This window comes from Rheinheimera sp. SA_1 (genome assembly GCF_001669775.1).
GTDB lineage: Bacteria > Pseudomonadota > Gammaproteobacteria > Enterobacterales > Alteromonadaceae > Pararheinheimera.
Genome location: NZ_LXWK01000015.1, coordinates 177919 through 192976, shown reverse-complemented (window position 1 = coordinate 192976; position 15058 = coordinate 177919). Strand labels below are relative to the sequence as shown.

Genomic DNA, 15058 nt, shown 5'->3' with positions numbered 1-15058 from the left:
TGCGCCCAATAAAAAGCCAGATTTATCATCTGGCTTTTTTAATGACTGCAGCCGAAACTGCAGATTATTTAAAGACTAATCTTACTCGTCAACAGACTTTGGCTTGGTCATTGGAGCGGTGCTGATCTGACGGTTTGCATTGGCAGCGCGTGAGCTCGACACAACCACCGGACGATCAGCAGCTGCCATCGCGACCGGCACTTCAACTGTTTCGTCAGAGCTTGCTGCAGCTACTGGTTTGGTCATATCTGAAGTCACCATATTGCCATAGCGGTTGCCACGGGCAGCTGGTTTTGCTTTAGCTGGCGCCGCTAAAGGCGCTTGAGCTACAACTACTTCGGCAACCACAGTTTCAACTACAGGAGTTGGAACTGCAGCTTCGGCAACAGCAGCTTCTGCAACTGGTGCAGGAACCACAGGAACCACAACTTCAGCAACAACAGGTGCAACAGCTTCTGCAGTTACTTCTACCGGAGCTGCGACTTCAGCCGGTGTTTCAGTAATAACAGCAGACTGCGCTGTTACATCTGTTTCTGGGCTTTGTGCTTTAGCTGTCGTTGCTTTAGCACGGCTGCGGCTGCGTGGTTTAGCAGTTGCTTCCGTGGTTTCGGTGGCTTCAGTTGTTTCAACTGGCGCGACTTCTGCTTTGACTGGTGTAACGATAGCAACTTCTACAGCAACGGTTTCAGCTTCAGCGACCACTGGCGTGGTTTCTGCAGGTACAACAGTTTCAACTGTTGTTTCACTGATGGCAGCAGCTATAGGTAAATCCAGCTGTTGCTCGGTGACGTCAGTGTTTTCTTCCAGTGGGTAACGCGCTTCAACTGCGTCGTCGGCTTCACCGGCAGTTTGTTCTTTTTTGCGTTTTTGACCCGCGGCACGTAAGTGGCGTGGTGAACGACGTGAACGACTGCGGTTTTCACCTTCGTCTTTATCGGCATCTGCTACCGGCTGCAAGTCTTGCAGTTCAGTTGCTTCAACAGTTGTTACTACAGGCGCAACGGCGTTGACGTTTGCATCGATAGCCGTTGTTACATCAAGGGCAGCAACTTCGACGATGTCAGTATTCACTTCAGTAGTGACGGCTTTTTCCAACCGGACTGATTTACGCATGTTGCGACGCTGACGACGCTCTACCACTTTACTGGAGCTGACTAACTCTTCTTCAGCTTCAACCTGCACTTTAGCTGGTTTTTCCGCCTGTGGTTTTTTCTCGTTACGATCTAAACGTTCAGTACGTTCCGGGCGCTCAGTACGTTCCTGACGTTCGGCTTTCTCCGGACGTTCAGTGCGGGCTGGACGTTCGGTACGTTCGTTCCGATCGTTACGGTCTGGGCGGTCAGTCCGTTCAGTGCGGGCTGGACGATCACTATTGCGTGCCGGTTTGGCGTCATCACGAACCTGCGTTTTATCATCACCTTCATGACGACGTGGCTGGTTGTTATTGCGACCATTACGACGGTTTTTATTGTCGCGATTGTTGACGCGGCGCTGCGGTTGTTCGGCAACTTCTTCAACCACAACTGGCGCCGGGCCAAACAGTGATTTAAAGAAACCGCTGACTTTAGCAATAATGCTGGTTTCAACTTGTGGTGCAGCAACTGGTTTCGCAACAACTGGAGCGGCAACAGGCGCAGTTTCCTGCATGGCAATCGCAGCAATCGCCGGCTTTTCTTTCACCGCATCAGAGACCGGGTGGTACAGAGTGTTTTGCACCGCTGGTACTTTCACCATGTTGTAGCTCGATTCTTCGATTTCTTCATCGATACGAATACGGGTTACTTCATAATGTGGTGTTTCCATATGCTCATTTGGAATGATGTAAATACGAATACCTAACCGGCTTTCGATGCGGCGGATAGATTCACGTTTTTCATTCATCAGGTAGGTCGCAACCGATACCGGTACCTGAGCATGGATTTGACTGGTGTTGTCTTTAATCGCTTCTTCTTCGATTAACCGTAAAATCGATAAGGCTGATGATTCAGTGCTGCGAATGGTCCCGCGGCCATGACAACGTGGACAAACGTGCGTGGCTGATTCACCCAATGACGGACGCAGACGCTGACGCGACATTTCCAACAAACCAAAGCGCGAGATCCGGCCGATTTGCACGCGGGCACGGTCTTGTTTCACAGCTTCTTTTAAGCGGTTTTCTACTTCACGTTGATGACGCACTGGCGTCATATCGATGAAGTCGATGACAATCAAACCACCTAAGTCACGCAGACGTAATTGACGGGCAATTTCATCAGCGGCTTCTAAGTTGGTATTAAAGGCTGTTTCTTCGATATCACCGCCTTTAGTCGCTTTTGATGAGTTGATATCAATCGCGGTTAAAGCTTCGGTGGAGTCGATCACGATTGAACCGCCAGAAGGTAAACGTACTTCACGGCGGAAGGCGGTTTCAATCTGGGTTTCAATCTGGAAATGCATAAACAGCGGCACTTCACCCTGATACATTTTCACCCGGTGGGCGAAATCAGGACGGAACTGCTGGATATAAAGTTTGGCTTCTTCAAAAATACGCGGATTGTCGATGAGGATTTCACCAACGTCACGACGCAGATAATCACGGATCGCGCGGAATACCACGTTGCTTTCCTGATGGATCAGAAACGGAGCTGGGCGGTTTTGCGCTTCAGTGGTGATGGCTGACCAATGTTTCATCAGCGCTTTTAAGTCGTAATCCAGCTCTTCGTATGATTTGCCAACACCAGCGGTGCGGACAATCAAACCCATGCCATCCGGCATTTCCAGCTGACCTAAAGAGTCTTTTAATTCCTGCCGCTCATCACCTTCAATGCGACGGGAAATACCACCAGCACGTGGGTTGTTCGGCATTAACACCAGATATGAACCGGCCAGACTGATAAAAGTGGTCAGCGCAGCGCCTTTTTGGCCACGTTCTTCTTTATCAATCTGAATGATGACTTCCTGACCTTCACGCACGACTTCTTTGATATTCGGGCGGCCGTCAAAGGAATAACCTTGTGGGAAATATTCGCGGGAGATTTCTTTTAGCGGTAAAAAACCGTGGCGCTCTGCACCATAGTCAACAAATGCAGCTTCGAGGCTGGGTTCTACGCGGGTAATGCGGCCTTTATAAATGTTGGCCTTTTTTTGTTCATGGCCTGGGCTTTCAATATCCAGGTCGTACAGTTTCTGGCCATCGACCAGAGCTACGCGGATTTCTTCTTCCTGCGTGGCGTTTATGAGCATTCTTTTCATTGTGTCTGACTCGTCCATTCAGCCACAACGACAGCGCACATTTCGTTTGCGTGTCAGATGTTGTCAAACATATTCAGGTGCAGTCTCCCGACTGGAATGCTTGAATAATCAATTATCTATAAATTGTTATTATCAATATTGTTTATCCGGCCGGATTGTAACCCCAGCCGTATTACAAATTTGCTCTGATCCACATCGCTTACGAGCGCTGCGTTATAGCTTTCTACTTTTAATTTTTTTGCTCAGGGACCGGAAGCGGTGTTGTGCTGGTGTTGGTAACAAATTACGCAGCATTACCTCAAGCATCTGGCGTTATTCTCGTTCGGGGCAGATAAAGTCGTTGGTTTTCACCACGAATTAGGTATGATCTGTCTCCCGACCGGTGCCTCACAGCTTCTCTTACGTCTTGATGAGCGCCCTAATGGCCGTAGTTTTTAGTAACTACCGACGCAATTAGCGGGCTGATTATCACACCAATCAGCGACCAATAGCAACTTAATTGTCGTGAAATCAATAAGCGGCAGAGCAGCAAATACGCATGACTGATGAAATTAAAACTCCCATCCAATATATTGATGTGGATGAAGAATATGCTGGCCAGCGGCTGGACAATTTTTTACTGGCCCGGCTGAAAGGTGTGCCCAAAAGCGTGATCTATCGCGTGGTCCGTAAAGGCGAAGTCAGAGTCAATAAAGGCCGGATCAAACCTGAGTATAAACTGCAGGTCGGCGACCAGGTGCGGGTGCCACCTTTAGTAGTTGCAGCGGAAAAAGATCAGGTTTCGACCAAATTATCGCTGGTGAAAAATCTGGAAAGCCATATCTTATTCGAAGATAACGACTTGATTGTTCTTAATAAACCAACGGGTATGGCCGTGCATGGTGGCAGTGGTTTACAGTTTGGCGTCATTGAAGCACTAAGGGCGCTGCGGCCAACGGCCAAGTTTCTGGAACTGGTGCACCGGCTGGACCGAGATACCTCAGGTTGTTTATTGATCGCGAAAAAACGTTCGGTGCTGACCCATATCCACGAACAATTACGCTTAAAAACCGTCGAGAAAAAATACTGGGCTTTAGTGGCCGGACAGTGGGACGCACGCAATAAGAAGGTGACTGAGCCGCTGAAGAAAAACACTCTGCAATCCGGTGAACGGGTGGTGCGGGTGGATGAACGAGAAGGCAAGCCTTCAGAAACGAGGTTTAAAATTCTACAACGCTATGTGGAAGGTACATTGGTTGAAGCCTTTCCGGTGACTGGCCGCACGCACCAAATTCGCGTCCACACCGCTTGTGTTGGTCATCCGATCGCTTGTGATGATAAATATGGTGATAATGAATTCACCGGTCAGATGAATAGTCTTGGCCTGAAGCGTTTGTACCTGCACGCCAAAACTCTGGCTTTTACCCATCCGAATACCGGACTGGTAATGAAGTGCGAAGCGCCGCTTGATACCGAGCTTGAAAAGATTTTAACCAGGCTTAATAAAAAATAGATGTATTGATCAAGCAATAATCGATGGCGCAGTTATGCGTCAGCGGTTGGTTGCTATAAGTAGTGGTGATTAATTATGTCAGCAGTAAAACTGGTCATTTTTGACTGGGACGGCACCGTGATGGATTCGGTCGGTAAAATTGTTACCTGTGTGCAAGGGGCTGCGGCGCGACTTCAGGTGACAGTACCAACTTTTGATGAAGCAAAGCAGATTATCGGATTAAGTTTGGATCCGGCATTTGCCAGATTGTTTCCTTTGGCAGACGCACCAACACGATTGGCGCTGTGTGAAGCTTATAAAGAGATTTATTTGCACCACGACCAAACGGCAACACCTTTGTTTGCCGGTGCCCGCGAATTGTTTACCGACTTGCAGCAGCAAGGTTATTTGTTGGCGGTGGCAACTGGTAAAATGCGGCGCGGTTTAAACCGGATATTTGACGAGACGCAGACCGGCCATTTTTTTCACACCAGCCGTTGTGCCGATGAAGCACAATCAAAGCCCCATCCACAAATGCTGGAACAAATTCTGGTAGAGCTTAAGCTAAAACCAGAACAAGCGGTGATGGTGGGCGATACTGTGCATGACCTGGCAATGGCGCATGCCATTCAGATGCCACGGATCGGCATTACCCATGGCGTACATAAAGCGGTTGATTTTGTGCCCTTTTCGCCAAAAGCGGTGATTGATTCATTACCAGAACTGACTGCCCACTGTTAATAGTGTTTTGTGGGCAGTTGATAACGGCTTCAGCCTGAATTTATGGCTGAAGCAAAACATCACGTCCTTGCTGCTTTAATAGCTGATGCAATTTAATCAATGGCAAACCAATCAGGCTATTCGGGTCGTCACCTTCCAGTTTTTCAAACAAGGTGATACCAAGACCTTCACTTTTGAAACTTCCGGCACAGTTGAGCGGTTGTTCACGGCTGATATAAGTGTGGATATCTTGATCCGTCAGTTGCCTAAAATGCACATAAAATGTGTCGACACAGTGGACCACGGCGCCAGTTCTGGCGTTGACCACAGCCAGCCCGGTCAGAAATGTCACTTTGTGTCCGCTAAATCGTTTTAATTGGGCAAAAGCATTTTCAGCAGTATGTGGTTTGCCCAGGATGTCATTGTCGAATAAGGCGACCTGATCCGAACCAATCACTAAACCATCGTCCAGATTTGCCGCCACGGCCTGGGCTTTGGCAATCGCCAGCCGCTCGACCAGTTGCATGGCGGTTTCGCCGGGCAGGGCAGTTTCATCGACTTGCGGTTTCGCCATTTCAAAGTTAGGCGTCAGCTTTTCTAACAAGGCTTTACGGTAAACAGAGGTTGAAGCTAACCAAAGATTTGCAGGCATAAAGAACTCCAGCGCTGGCTATATATAGTAATGCGTAAATAATCTGGCGCCACTATACTGATTTTTTTGTTGCTTCGCGCGCGGAAAATTAACAAAATGGCGATCAACCCTTTGACAGTACAAGCCTTGATCTATATGATGCGCGCCTTATGCAAAAGCTAAAAATCCCAATCACTATAGATCCAGTCCGTACTGCGCAAAAAAGGCTCAGTTTCGAAGGGGTCATTCCAATGAACACGCTGACCCGGTTTACCGAGTTGTTGCTGGTCAAGGAAGGTGATGTTGATGCAGTCATAGATTGCGGAACTGACGAGCAAGGCTTAGTCTTTATATCTGGCGAAGCTCACTGTACTGTCAGTCTGACCTGCGAAAGGTGCGGTGACGAAATGTCACTGGCGATTGACAGCAGTTTTGCATATACCCCTGTTAAAGGGGATGATTCGGCTCACGATGAAATTCCGGAACGCTACGACGTGATCGAGAAAGACGAACACGGCGAAGTTAACTTGAGGCAATTGGTTGAGGACGAATTAATTCTGGCTTTACCGTTGTTCCCGATGCATGATGTTGATCAATGCGATCCAGCAAAGTTGCAGACGAGCTTCGGACATATAGAGCCGGAACCAGAAAAACCGAACCCATTTGCAATATTGCAAGAATTGAAGAAAAAGTGACTTTAGGAGAATAGCAATGGCTGTACAACAGAACAAAAAATCTCGCGCCCGGCGTGACATGCGTCGTTCACACGACGCTCTGACTGGCCCAACGCTGTCAGTCGACGCTACTACCGGTGAAACCCATCGTCGTCACCACATCACCGCCGACGGTTTCTACAAAGGTCGTAAAGTTAAATAAGTCGCGGTGCACTCGTTGCAACCAGAACGGCTTAAAATAGCTTTAGATATGATGGGGGGCGACCATGGCCCCCTATCTACTATTCCCGCGGCACTTGCCGCAGTGGAAGAATTCCCCCTTCTTGATTTAGTCCTGTGCGGTGATACCGATTTACTGCAACCTTATCTCGCTGATGCCGGTCTTGCAGACCATCCGCAAATTAGTTTTAAACACGCCTCCCAACAAGTTTTAATGACCGACCGACCGTCCGTTGCGCTTCGCAATAAACGCGATTCTTCGATGCGCGTAGCTTTGGATTTGGTCGATAAACAGCAAGTGCAGGCTTGTGTCAGTGCCGGTAATACCGGTGCGCTGATTGCGATGGCACATTTTGTGTTAAAAATGCTTGGCGGTGTGGAGCGTCCGGCGTTGATTAGCGCATTACCTACCACGGTCGGCAGTCCGGTGTTTATGCTGGATCTTGGCGCGACCGTTAACTGTGATTCAGATACCTTGTTTCAGTTTGCGGTGATGGGCGCGGTGATGGCGGAAGAAGTGGAAGGTATTCACCGGCCGAAAGTTGCTTTGCTCAATATGGGCGAAGAAGAAATCAAAGGCTCGGATCAAATAAAACGTACCTCGTTATTGTTGTCCGAATGTTCCGATATCAACTATATCGGTTATATCGAAGGCAACGATATCTTCTCTGGCAAAGCCGACGTCATTGTTTGTGATGGTTTTGTTGGCAATGTGGCGCTGAAAACCTGCGAAGGTGTCGCCAAACTCATCATGAAGCGTTTTGAACAGGCATTGAAAAACAGTATGTCTGCGCATTTATTCGGCTGGATGATCAAACCTTTACTAAAAAGTATCGGATCTGGTGTGAACCCCGACCACTATAACGGTGCGAGTCTGATAGGATTGCGCGGAATTGTAGTGAAAAGCCACGGAAATGCTACGAAAGAAGCATTTCTAAGTGCCATCCGGCAGGCGGTGCGCGAGGTTGAACGCCAGGTGCCCGCAAAAATAAAAGACCGGTTGGAACACGTATTAATCGATAAAGCGTAGGTCCCCATGTATTCACGCATTATAGGCACCGGCAGTTATTTCCCGGCGCAAGTCCGCACCAATGCCGATTTAGAGAGCATGGTCGAAACCACCGACGAATGGATTATTGAACGCACCGGTATACGCGAGCGCCGCATCATTGGCGAGCACGAAACCGTTGCGACTATGAGTACCCAGGCTGCGCTTCAGGCGATTGAAGCTGCCGGTATTGATAAAAACACCATCGATATGATAGTGCTGGCCACCACCAGTGGTTCCCGGGCTTTACCCAGCTCAGCTTGCGAAGTGCAACGTGAACTGGATATTCCAAATATTCCTGCCTTTGATATTTCTGCCGCTTGTGCCGGTTTTTGCTACGCTTTAAGTGTTGCCGATCAATATGTGAAAGGCGGTATGGCAAAACGGGTGCTGGTGATCGGTGCCGATTGCCTGTCGCAGCTGATTAGCCCTGAAGATCGCAGTATGGTGATTTTATTTGGTGATGCGGCTGGTGCGGTGATTATCGAAGCTTCTGCAGAGCCTGGCATTTTATCGACACACATCCATTCTGATGGCAAATATTCAGAGCTGTTGTATGTGAACAATCCGCGTCGTGGTAATGAACAATCTATCCACAACAGCTGGGGCGTGATGAAAGGCAACGACGTATTTAAAGTTGCTGTCACTAAATTATCAGAAGTGGTTGAACAAACCTTAGCGGCCAACAATTTGCAAAAATCGCAAATCGACTGGCTGGTGCCGCACCAGGCCAACCTGCGAATTATTTCTGCGGTAGCACGAAAGCTTGATATGTCGATGGATCAGGTGGTGATTAACCTGGACCGTTACGGCAACACATCAGCTGCCACAGTGCCGACGGCACTGGATGAAGCAATTCGCGATGGCCGGATCAAACGCGGTCAAACCCTATTATTAGAAGCATTTGGCGGTGGTTTTGCCTGGGCATCAGCCCTGGTGAAGTACTAAGCAAAAAGTACTAAGCAAAGCGCACAAAGCATAGATGACAAAGTGGACAAAAAAATGACTAAACTTGCATTGGTTTTTCCAGGACAAGGCTCGCAAACCGTTGGTATGTTAAGCGAACTTCACAGCGAATTCGCCACGGTGCGCGACACCTTCGACGAAGCGTCCAAAGCGCTGGGTTATGACTTATGGGCCTTAGTTGCCAACGGCCCGGACACTGATTTAAACGAAACTCATCGCACGCAACCTGCATTGTTAACAGCTTCAGTCGCCATTTGGCGGTTGTGGCAACAACAGGGCGGTGCAACACCTGCTTATATGGCCGGGCATTCCTTAGGCGAATATTCAGCTTTGGTTTGTAGTGGCGCTTTGAGTTTAGGCGATGCGGTGAAGCTGGTCGAAAAACGTGGTCAATACATGCAAACTGCCGTACCCGCCGGTACTGGTGCGATGCAGGCGATTATTGGTCTGGATGATGCGTTGATTATCAAAGCCTGCGAAGAAGCAGCGCAAGGTGAAGTGGTGTCACCGGTGAATTTTAACTCACCAGGTCAGGTGGTTATTGCCGGCAATAAAGCCGCGGTTGAACGTGCCGGTGAACTTTGCAAAGAATATGGCGCCAAACGGGCATTACCTTTACCAGTGAGCGTGCCATCGCATTGTGCCTTGATGAAACCGGCTGCCGAGAAGTTAGCCGCAGATCTGGCCGGATTGGATTTTCATCCAACTGTCATACCAGTGTTGAATAATGTCGATGTGGCGATAGCGACTGAACAAAACGACATTAAAGATGCGCTGGTACGGCAATTATTCAGCCCGGTACGCTGGACTGAATCCATCGAATGGCTGGCGGCACAAGGCGTGACTGACGTCGTTGAAATTGGTGCCGGTAAAGTGTTGGCTGGCCTGATTAAACGGATTGATAAAAGTCTCAATACCAATTCAGTCAATGATTTAACGTCTTTGAATAACGCTTTAAATCCAACCACCTAATTTTTAAGCAAGGGTTTTTATGACAGCTTTTATTTCTCTGGATGGCCAGGTTGCATTAGTGACCGGCGCCAGTCGTGGCATCGGCCGCGCCATCGCTGAACAACTGGCGGCATTAGGTGCCAAAGTGATTGGCACTGCGACTACCGAAAAAGGGGCGGCAGCTATTTCTGAGTTTCTGGGCGCTGGGCAGGGCCTGGTGCTGGATGTGGCCAACGCCGAATCGATAGAACAATGCCTGGAAACCATCAAAGCTAACTTTGGTGAAATTGATATTCTGGTCAATAACGCTGGTATTACCCGCGACAATTTATTAATGCGGATGAAGGACGAAGAGTGGTTTGACATCATGCAAACTAACTTAACCTCAGTCTTCCGGATGAGTAAAGCGGTGCTTCGCAGCATGATGAAAAAACGCTGTGGACGCATCATCACCATCGGTTCTGTTGTGGGATCAATGGGTAACGCTGGTCAAACTAACTACGCGGCGGCAAAAGCCGGTGTGCTTGGTTTTACAAAATCTCTTGCGAAAGAAGTGGCGTCTCGTGGTATAACTGTCAACGCAATTGCTCCTGGTTTTATTGATACTGATATGACCAAAGATCTTTCAGATGAGCAAAAGCAAGCAATCTTTAGTCAGGTACCGGCGAATCGTCTGGGGTTACCTGAAGAAATTGCGGCAACAGTCGCCTTTCTGGCATCCCGCCAGGCGGCTTACATCACCGGTGAAACGATTCATGTTAACGGTGGCATGTATATGGTTTAAGCGAATCAGGTTCGACCAGCAGGAAATGACTTGTGCATTGCTTGCAACGAACTGCGCTTGCCACTAAACTAGCCGCCACACAAAATTGCACGAATTGTTGCGATTTATATGAGAAAAAGGAAGAAAAGATGAGCAACATCGAAGAACGCGTTAAGAAAATTATCATTGAACAGTTAGGCGTTAAAGAAGAAGACGTAAAGCACGAAGCTTCTTTTGTTGATGACTTAGGCGCTGACTCTTTAGACACAGTTGAACTGGTCATGGCGCTGGAAGAAGAATTCGATACTGAAATTCCTGATGAAGAAGCAGAAAAAATCACTACGGTGCAATCTGCTATCGATTACATCAAAGCGCACGCTGAATAAGCAATGCGCAATGCAGACGGGTAGCTAAGCTACCCGTTTTCATTTCTGGCATAGTCAAACCTTTGATCTATCCTTGGTTTGAAGCAGTAAAGCAGAGAAAGTAAATTTCCTTGCGGAGGACAATGTGACGAAACGTCGAGTCGTGGTAACTGGATTGGGCATGCTAACGCCGTTAGGGAATGACGTCACGTCAACCTGGCAGGGCTTGCAACAAGCAAAAAGCGGTATTGGTCTGATCACTCATTTTAATACTGAAGCCTACAGTACCAAGTTTGCCGGTTTAATTAAGGATTTTGATGTCGAATCATTTTTCCCGGCCAAAGAAGCCCGGAAGATGGACTTGTTTATCCAGTATGGCGTTGCCGCAGGTATTCAGGCGTTCCGCGATTCTGGCATTGAAGTGACAGAAGAAAACGCTGGCCGGATTGGTGCTGCCATCGGATCTGGTATTGGTGGTCTTGGTTTAATCGAAGAGAACCACGAAAAACTGCTCGCCAGCGGTCCACGCAAACTCTCTCCATTTTTTGTGCCTTCAACCATTATCAATATGATTGCAGGTCATTTGTCGATCATGCTTGGTCTGCAAGGCCCAAATATCAGCATCGTTACTGCTTGTACCACCGGTGTGCACAATATTGGTCACGCGGCGCGGATGATTGTGTACGGTGACGCCGATGCAATGTTAGCTGGTGGTGCAGAAAAAGCATCGACCACTTTAGGCATGGGCGGGTTTGGCGCGGCGCGGGCTTTATCAACCCGTAACGATGCCCCGCAACAAGCCAGTCGCCCTTGGGATAAAGACCGTGACGGTTTTGTATTGGGTGACGGCGCCGGTGTGGTGATGCTGGAAGAATACGAACATGCGAAAGCCCGTGGCGCGAAAATTTACGCTGAACTGGTTGGTTTTGGCATGAGCGGCGATGCTTATCATATGACCTCGCCGCCAGAAGATGGTCGTGGTGGCGCTAATGCCATGGCGAACGCGCTACGTGATGCCGGTGTATCTGCTGATCAGGTCAGCTACATCAATGCCCACGGCACTTCGACGCCGGCCGGTGATATCGCTGAAACGCAGGCAATTAAAAAGGTTTTTGCCGGTTCCACCGATAAATTAATGGTCAGTTCCAGCAAATCGATGATCGGGCATTTGTTAGGTGCTGCGGGTTCGGTTGAATCAATCATCACCATTTTATCGTTACAGGATCAGGTAGTGACTCCCACTATCAACCTGGATAACCCGGACGAAGGTTGTGATTTAGACTACGTACCGCACGAAACCCGTCAGGTCTCGATGGAGTATGCACTGTGCAACTCATTCGGTTTTGGTGGCACCAACGGTTCAGTGTTGTTCCGTAAGGTTTAACTTTGCAAGAACTGCGTCGCTGCAGATAATACTAAATAGTGTTACAGCGAGGCGTTTGACCATCATAGAAAAAAACGCCGCTTTGCATTGCAAAGCGGCGTTGTCATTTCTAGCTTGGCAATTTTCAGCGCCGGAATTTTCAGGCATACTGCATTTTTTGAAAAAAACAAGGCGTGCTGGTGCTTCAACCTACTGTTTCTGACCGCAGTTTTCAGTACGGCGATGGGATCTTTACCACCATTTTGGTAGATAACTCACAGCTGGTACTGTGGGATTTACATTGGCAGCGTTTGGCGCAGTCGTTAAAGCGATTGCAGATGCCGGCACTTAACGAGCAAGTGGTGAAACGACAAGCCGAACAAGTTATTACCGCGCCGTCGCAGGTGGTTAAACTGCTGGTAAGCCGTGGTCAGGGCGGACGGGGGTATAGTCCCGCCGGATTTAACGAGCCGCTGGTTTATGTGACAAACAGCCCGTTACCCGATTATCACGTGCAACGTCAGCAGGGTATCCGCCTTGGAGTCGCTAGTCTGCAATTGTCCACACAGCCGTTATTAGCAGGGATGAAACATACCAGCCGGCTGGAAACTGTGTTACTCAAAGCTGAAGCTGAACAAAGTGCATTTGATGACCTGATTGTTTGCGATCAGCAAGGCCGCGTGACCGAACTTTGTGCTGCCAATGTATTTTTTAAAATCAATGGTCAGTGGTGTACACCAAAACTTGATCAGGCTGGTGTTGAAGGTGTGATGCGGCAGTGGTTACTGCAACAGATGAATGTACAACAAGGTTATTATCCACTGACGGTACTTGACCAAGCATCGACGATGTTTGCCAGCAATGCGCTGATGGGCGTGGTGCCGGTACTGCAATTTATGCAACGTTCGTTCAATCTGGATGAAGTCAGACCCATTCAGCAATTAGTGCCATTTCTGGCAGGAAAGATTTCATGTTAAAGAAGTTATTTGTGCTGTTATTCGTGCTCGCCGTGGTGGCTTTTGGTTTGCTGAATCAACTGCAGCAATTCCGGCAAACCAGGCTGGCATTAACCGGCCCTTATTATGATTTACCCGCAGGCAGTTCCTTATCCGGATTGTGCCGCCAGTGGCAACAACAGCAATTGCTGAGCAAAAGTCAGTGTCTGCAATTAAAGTTACTCAGCGTGTTACAACCAGAACTGCGTTCGGTAAAGGCCGGGGTCTATCGGGTACAACCAGATTTGTTAGTAAATCAGTTAGCTTTATTTCGAAGTGGCAAAGTTGCGCAGTTCAGTTTTATGCTGCGCGAAGGTGAAACGTTAAAACAAAGTTTGTTAGCCTTAGCCAATGCGCCTTACCTGCAAAATGATTTGTCAGATGAACAGGCCTTACAACAGCTGATCAATTGGCCAGCTGAGTGGGGCGCATCACCACCAAATCTTGAGGCACTGTTTTTTCCGGAAACTTATTTTTATACCGCACATAGTAAAGCATCTGATATTTATCGCCGGGCACACCATTCTTTAATACAGCAGTTAGAACAGGCGTGGACGCAGCGCGATACCACATTGCCGTTTAGTACGCCTTATCAATTGTTGACGCTGGCGTCGATCATTGAAAAAGAAACCGGCGTCATTTCAGAAAAACCGCTGATTGCTTCCGTCTTTATTAACCGGCTGGCGCAGCGGATGAAGTTACAAACTGATCCAACGGTAATTTATGGCCTCGGCGATCGTTATCAGGGCGACATTACCCGCGCGCATTTAAAAGATCCCCATGTCTATAATACCTATGTTCATTTCGGCTTGCCGCCAGGTCCGATTGCATTAGTTAGCGCGACGTCGCTGCAGGCCGCTGCCAAACCGCTGGTCAGTGATAAACTTTATTTTGTAGCGAAAGGCGATGGCAGCCACCAGTTTTCAGCGTCATTGCCGGAGCATAATCGCGCCGTGCAACAGTATATTTTCGGGAAAAAACCATGATATCAGCGCGTTTTATTGTGATTGAAGGGCTGGAAGGCGCGGGGAAAACAACGGCGATCAGCACAGTACGGCAGTGGCTGGAAGCGCGTGGCCATTCTGTGGTGCAAACCCGCGAGCCAGGTGGTACACCGCTGGCAGAACAAATCCGTACTTTAGTCAAATCGGTGCAATCTGAACAAGTTGCGCCGGAAACCGAATTGTTGTTGATGTATGCAGCCAGGGTGCAGCTGCTCAGTCAGGTGATCCGTCCGGCATTGTTGCGCGGCGACTGGGTACTGGCCGACCGGCATGATATGTCGTCGCGGGCTTATCAGGGCGGCGGCCGGATGATTGATTCCCAATTGATTGACAGTATTCGTCAGGCTGTGCTCGGTCAGACCAAGCCAGACTTTACCTTGTACTTGGATATTGATCCGGTGATTGGCCTGGAGCGGGCACGGGTTCGTGGCGAGCTGGATCGGATTGAACAGGAACAACTGGCTTTTTTCCAGCGCACCCGCAGTCGTTATCTGGAAATTGCCAATAGTGAACCTCATATCGCTATTATTGATGCCAGCCGGACAGTGGCTGAAGTGCAGCAACAAATTATTGCCGCATTAGAGGCTGCCGGGCTGTGAATTTAGAGACGGGGAATTTAAATCCCGGGAGTTTACAAGCTACAACTTTACCCTGGCT

The 15058-nt window shown here is 48.7% G+C and carries 15 protein-coding genes; 13 read left to right on the top strand and 2 right to left on the bottom strand.

Going from position 1 to position 15058, the window contains the following annotated elements:
• Positions 1–81: 81 nt before the first annotated feature.
• Positions 82–3231: a ribonuclease E gene (gene rne / locus A5320_RS08150; RefSeq protein ID WP_197490041.1), complete on the bottom strand. Its 3150-nt coding sequence runs from the start codon at positions 3229–3231 to the stop codon at positions 82–84.
• Between the two features lie 538 nt (positions 3232–3769).
• Between rne and rluC the strand changes: the two genes are divergently transcribed.
• Positions 3770–4723 (top strand): 23S rRNA pseudouridine(955/2504/2580) synthase RluC, encoded by a 954-nt coding sequence (rluC, locus tag A5320_RS08145; protein ID WP_068063366.1) that lies wholly within the window; start codon positions 3770–3772, stop codon positions 4721–4723.
• A 75-nt stretch (positions 4724–4798) separates the two neighbouring features.
• Entirely contained in the window at positions 4799–5443 is a 645-nt protein-coding gene (locus A5320_RS08140) for an HAD-IA family hydrolase (protein ID WP_068063365.1), read from the top strand.
• A 40-nt stretch (positions 5444–5483) separates the two neighbouring features.
• Here the strand turns inward: A5320_RS08140 and A5320_RS08135 are convergent, their stop codons facing one another.
• Positions 5484–6074 carry a Maf family protein gene (locus tag A5320_RS08135; RefSeq protein WP_068063363.1) on the bottom strand — a complete coding sequence of 197 codons (591 nt, stop codon included), beginning with the start codon at positions 6072–6074 and terminating at the stop codon, positions 5484–5486.
• Between the two features lie 149 nt (positions 6075–6223).
• On the opposite strand from A5320_RS08135, the gene yceD reads away from it, so the two are divergent.
• From yceD to tmk, 11 genes are all read left to right on the top strand, one after another.
• Positions 6224–6748 (top strand): 23S rRNA accumulation protein YceD, encoded by a 525-nt coding sequence (yceD, locus tag A5320_RS08130; protein ID WP_068063362.1) that lies wholly within the window; start codon positions 6224–6226, stop codon positions 6746–6748.
• A gap of 16 nt (positions 6749–6764) precedes the next feature.
• Positions 6765–6929, top strand: a complete 165-nt coding sequence (rpmF, locus tag A5320_RS08125; RefSeq protein WP_031564938.1) for a 50S ribosomal protein L32 — start codon at positions 6765–6767, stop codon at positions 6927–6929.
• Between the two features lie 6 nt (positions 6930–6935).
• Positions 6936–7976, top strand: a complete 1041-nt coding sequence (gene plsX / locus A5320_RS08120; protein ID WP_197490040.1) for a phosphate acyltransferase PlsX — start codon at positions 6936–6938, stop codon at positions 7974–7976.
• Positions 7977–7982: 6 nt separating this feature from the next.
• Positions 7983–8942 (top strand): beta-ketoacyl-ACP synthase III, encoded by a 960-nt coding sequence (locus A5320_RS08115; protein WP_068063360.1) that lies wholly within the window; start codon positions 7983–7985, stop codon positions 8940–8942.
• Between the two features lie 54 nt (positions 8943–8996).
• A complete protein-coding gene (fabD, locus tag A5320_RS08110) occupies positions 8997–9932 on the top strand; it encodes an ACP S-malonyltransferase (protein ID WP_068064751.1) in 936 nt (311 codons plus the stop codon).
• Positions 9933–9951: 19 nt separating this feature from the next.
• Complete coding sequence (gene fabG / locus A5320_RS08105; RefSeq protein ID WP_068063358.1) at positions 9952–10695, top strand: 3-oxoacyl-ACP reductase FabG; 744 nt, start codon at positions 9952–9954, stop codon at positions 10693–10695.
• A 128-nt stretch (positions 10696–10823) separates the two neighbouring features.
• The gene (gene acpP / locus A5320_RS08100) at positions 10824–11060 is read left to right on the top strand and encodes an acyl carrier protein (protein ID WP_031564929.1); all 237 of its coding nucleotides are present in this window, start codon (positions 10824–10826) and stop codon (positions 11058–11060) included.
• Between the two features lie 124 nt (positions 11061–11184).
• Positions 11185–12423 carry a beta-ketoacyl-ACP synthase II gene (fabF, locus tag A5320_RS08095; RefSeq protein ID WP_068063357.1) on the top strand — a complete coding sequence of 413 codons (1239 nt, stop codon included), beginning with the start codon at positions 11185–11187 and terminating at the stop codon, positions 12421–12423.
• 179 nt (positions 12424–12602) lie between these two features.
• A complete protein-coding gene (gene pabC / locus A5320_RS08090) occupies positions 12603–13379 on the top strand; it encodes an aminodeoxychorismate lyase (RefSeq protein WP_197490039.1) in 777 nt (258 codons plus the stop codon).
• Positions 13373–14383: an endolytic transglycosylase MltG gene (gene mltG, locus A5320_RS08085; protein WP_068063356.1), complete on the top strand. Its 1011-nt coding sequence runs from the start codon at positions 13373–13375 to the stop codon at positions 14381–14383. Before pabC ends, mltG begins: the two co-directional genes overlap by 7 nt.
• Positions 14380–15000, top strand: coding sequence for a dTMP kinase (gene tmk, locus A5320_RS08080; RefSeq protein ID WP_068063353.1), 621 nt, complete (start codon positions 14380–14382; stop codon positions 14998–15000). The genes mltG and tmk overlap by 4 nt, the downstream gene beginning before the upstream one ends.
• Positions 15001–15058: the final 58 nt, after the last annotated feature.

What these genes read in the sequence shown, in the direction of transcription:
- rne (WP_197490041.1), bottom strand. Translation starts at nt 3,231, where the DNA reads ATGAAAAGAATGCTCATAAACGCCACGCAGGAAGAAGAAATCCGCGTA.
- rluC (WP_068063366.1), top strand. Translation starts at nt 3,770, where the DNA reads ATGACTGATGAAATTAAAACTCCCATCCAATATATTGATGTGGATGAA.
- A5320_RS08140 (WP_068063365.1), top strand. Translation starts at nt 4,799, where the DNA reads ATGTCAGCAGTAAAACTGGTCATTTTTGACTGGGACGGCACCGTGATG.
- A5320_RS08135 (WP_068063363.1), bottom strand. Translation starts at nt 6,074, where the DNA reads ATGCCTGCAAATCTTTGGTTAGCTTCAACCTCTGTTTACCGTAAAGCC.
- yceD (WP_068063362.1), top strand. Translation starts at nt 6,224, where the DNA reads ATGCAAAAGCTAAAAATCCCAATCACTATAGATCCAGTCCGTACTGCG.
- rpmF (WP_031564938.1), top strand. Translation starts at nt 6,765, where the DNA reads ATGGCTGTACAACAGAACAAAAAATCTCGCGCCCGGCGTGACATGCGT.
- A5320_RS08115 (WP_068063360.1), top strand. Translation starts at nt 7,983, where the DNA reads ATGTATTCACGCATTATAGGCACCGGCAGTTATTTCCCGGCGCAAGTC.
- fabD (WP_068064751.1), top strand. Translation starts at nt 8,997, where the DNA reads ATGACTAAACTTGCATTGGTTTTTCCAGGACAAGGCTCGCAAACCGTT.
- fabG (WP_068063358.1), top strand. Translation starts at nt 9,952, where the DNA reads ATGACAGCTTTTATTTCTCTGGATGGCCAGGTTGCATTAGTGACCGGC.
- acpP (WP_031564929.1), top strand. Translation starts at nt 10,824, where the DNA reads ATGAGCAACATCGAAGAACGCGTTAAGAAAATTATCATTGAACAGTTA.
- mltG (WP_068063356.1), top strand. Translation starts at nt 13,373, where the DNA reads ATGTTAAAGAAGTTATTTGTGCTGTTATTCGTGCTCGCCGTGGTGGCT.
- tmk (WP_068063353.1), top strand. Translation starts at nt 14,380, where the DNA reads ATGATATCAGCGCGTTTTATTGTGATTGAAGGGCTGGAAGGCGCGGGG.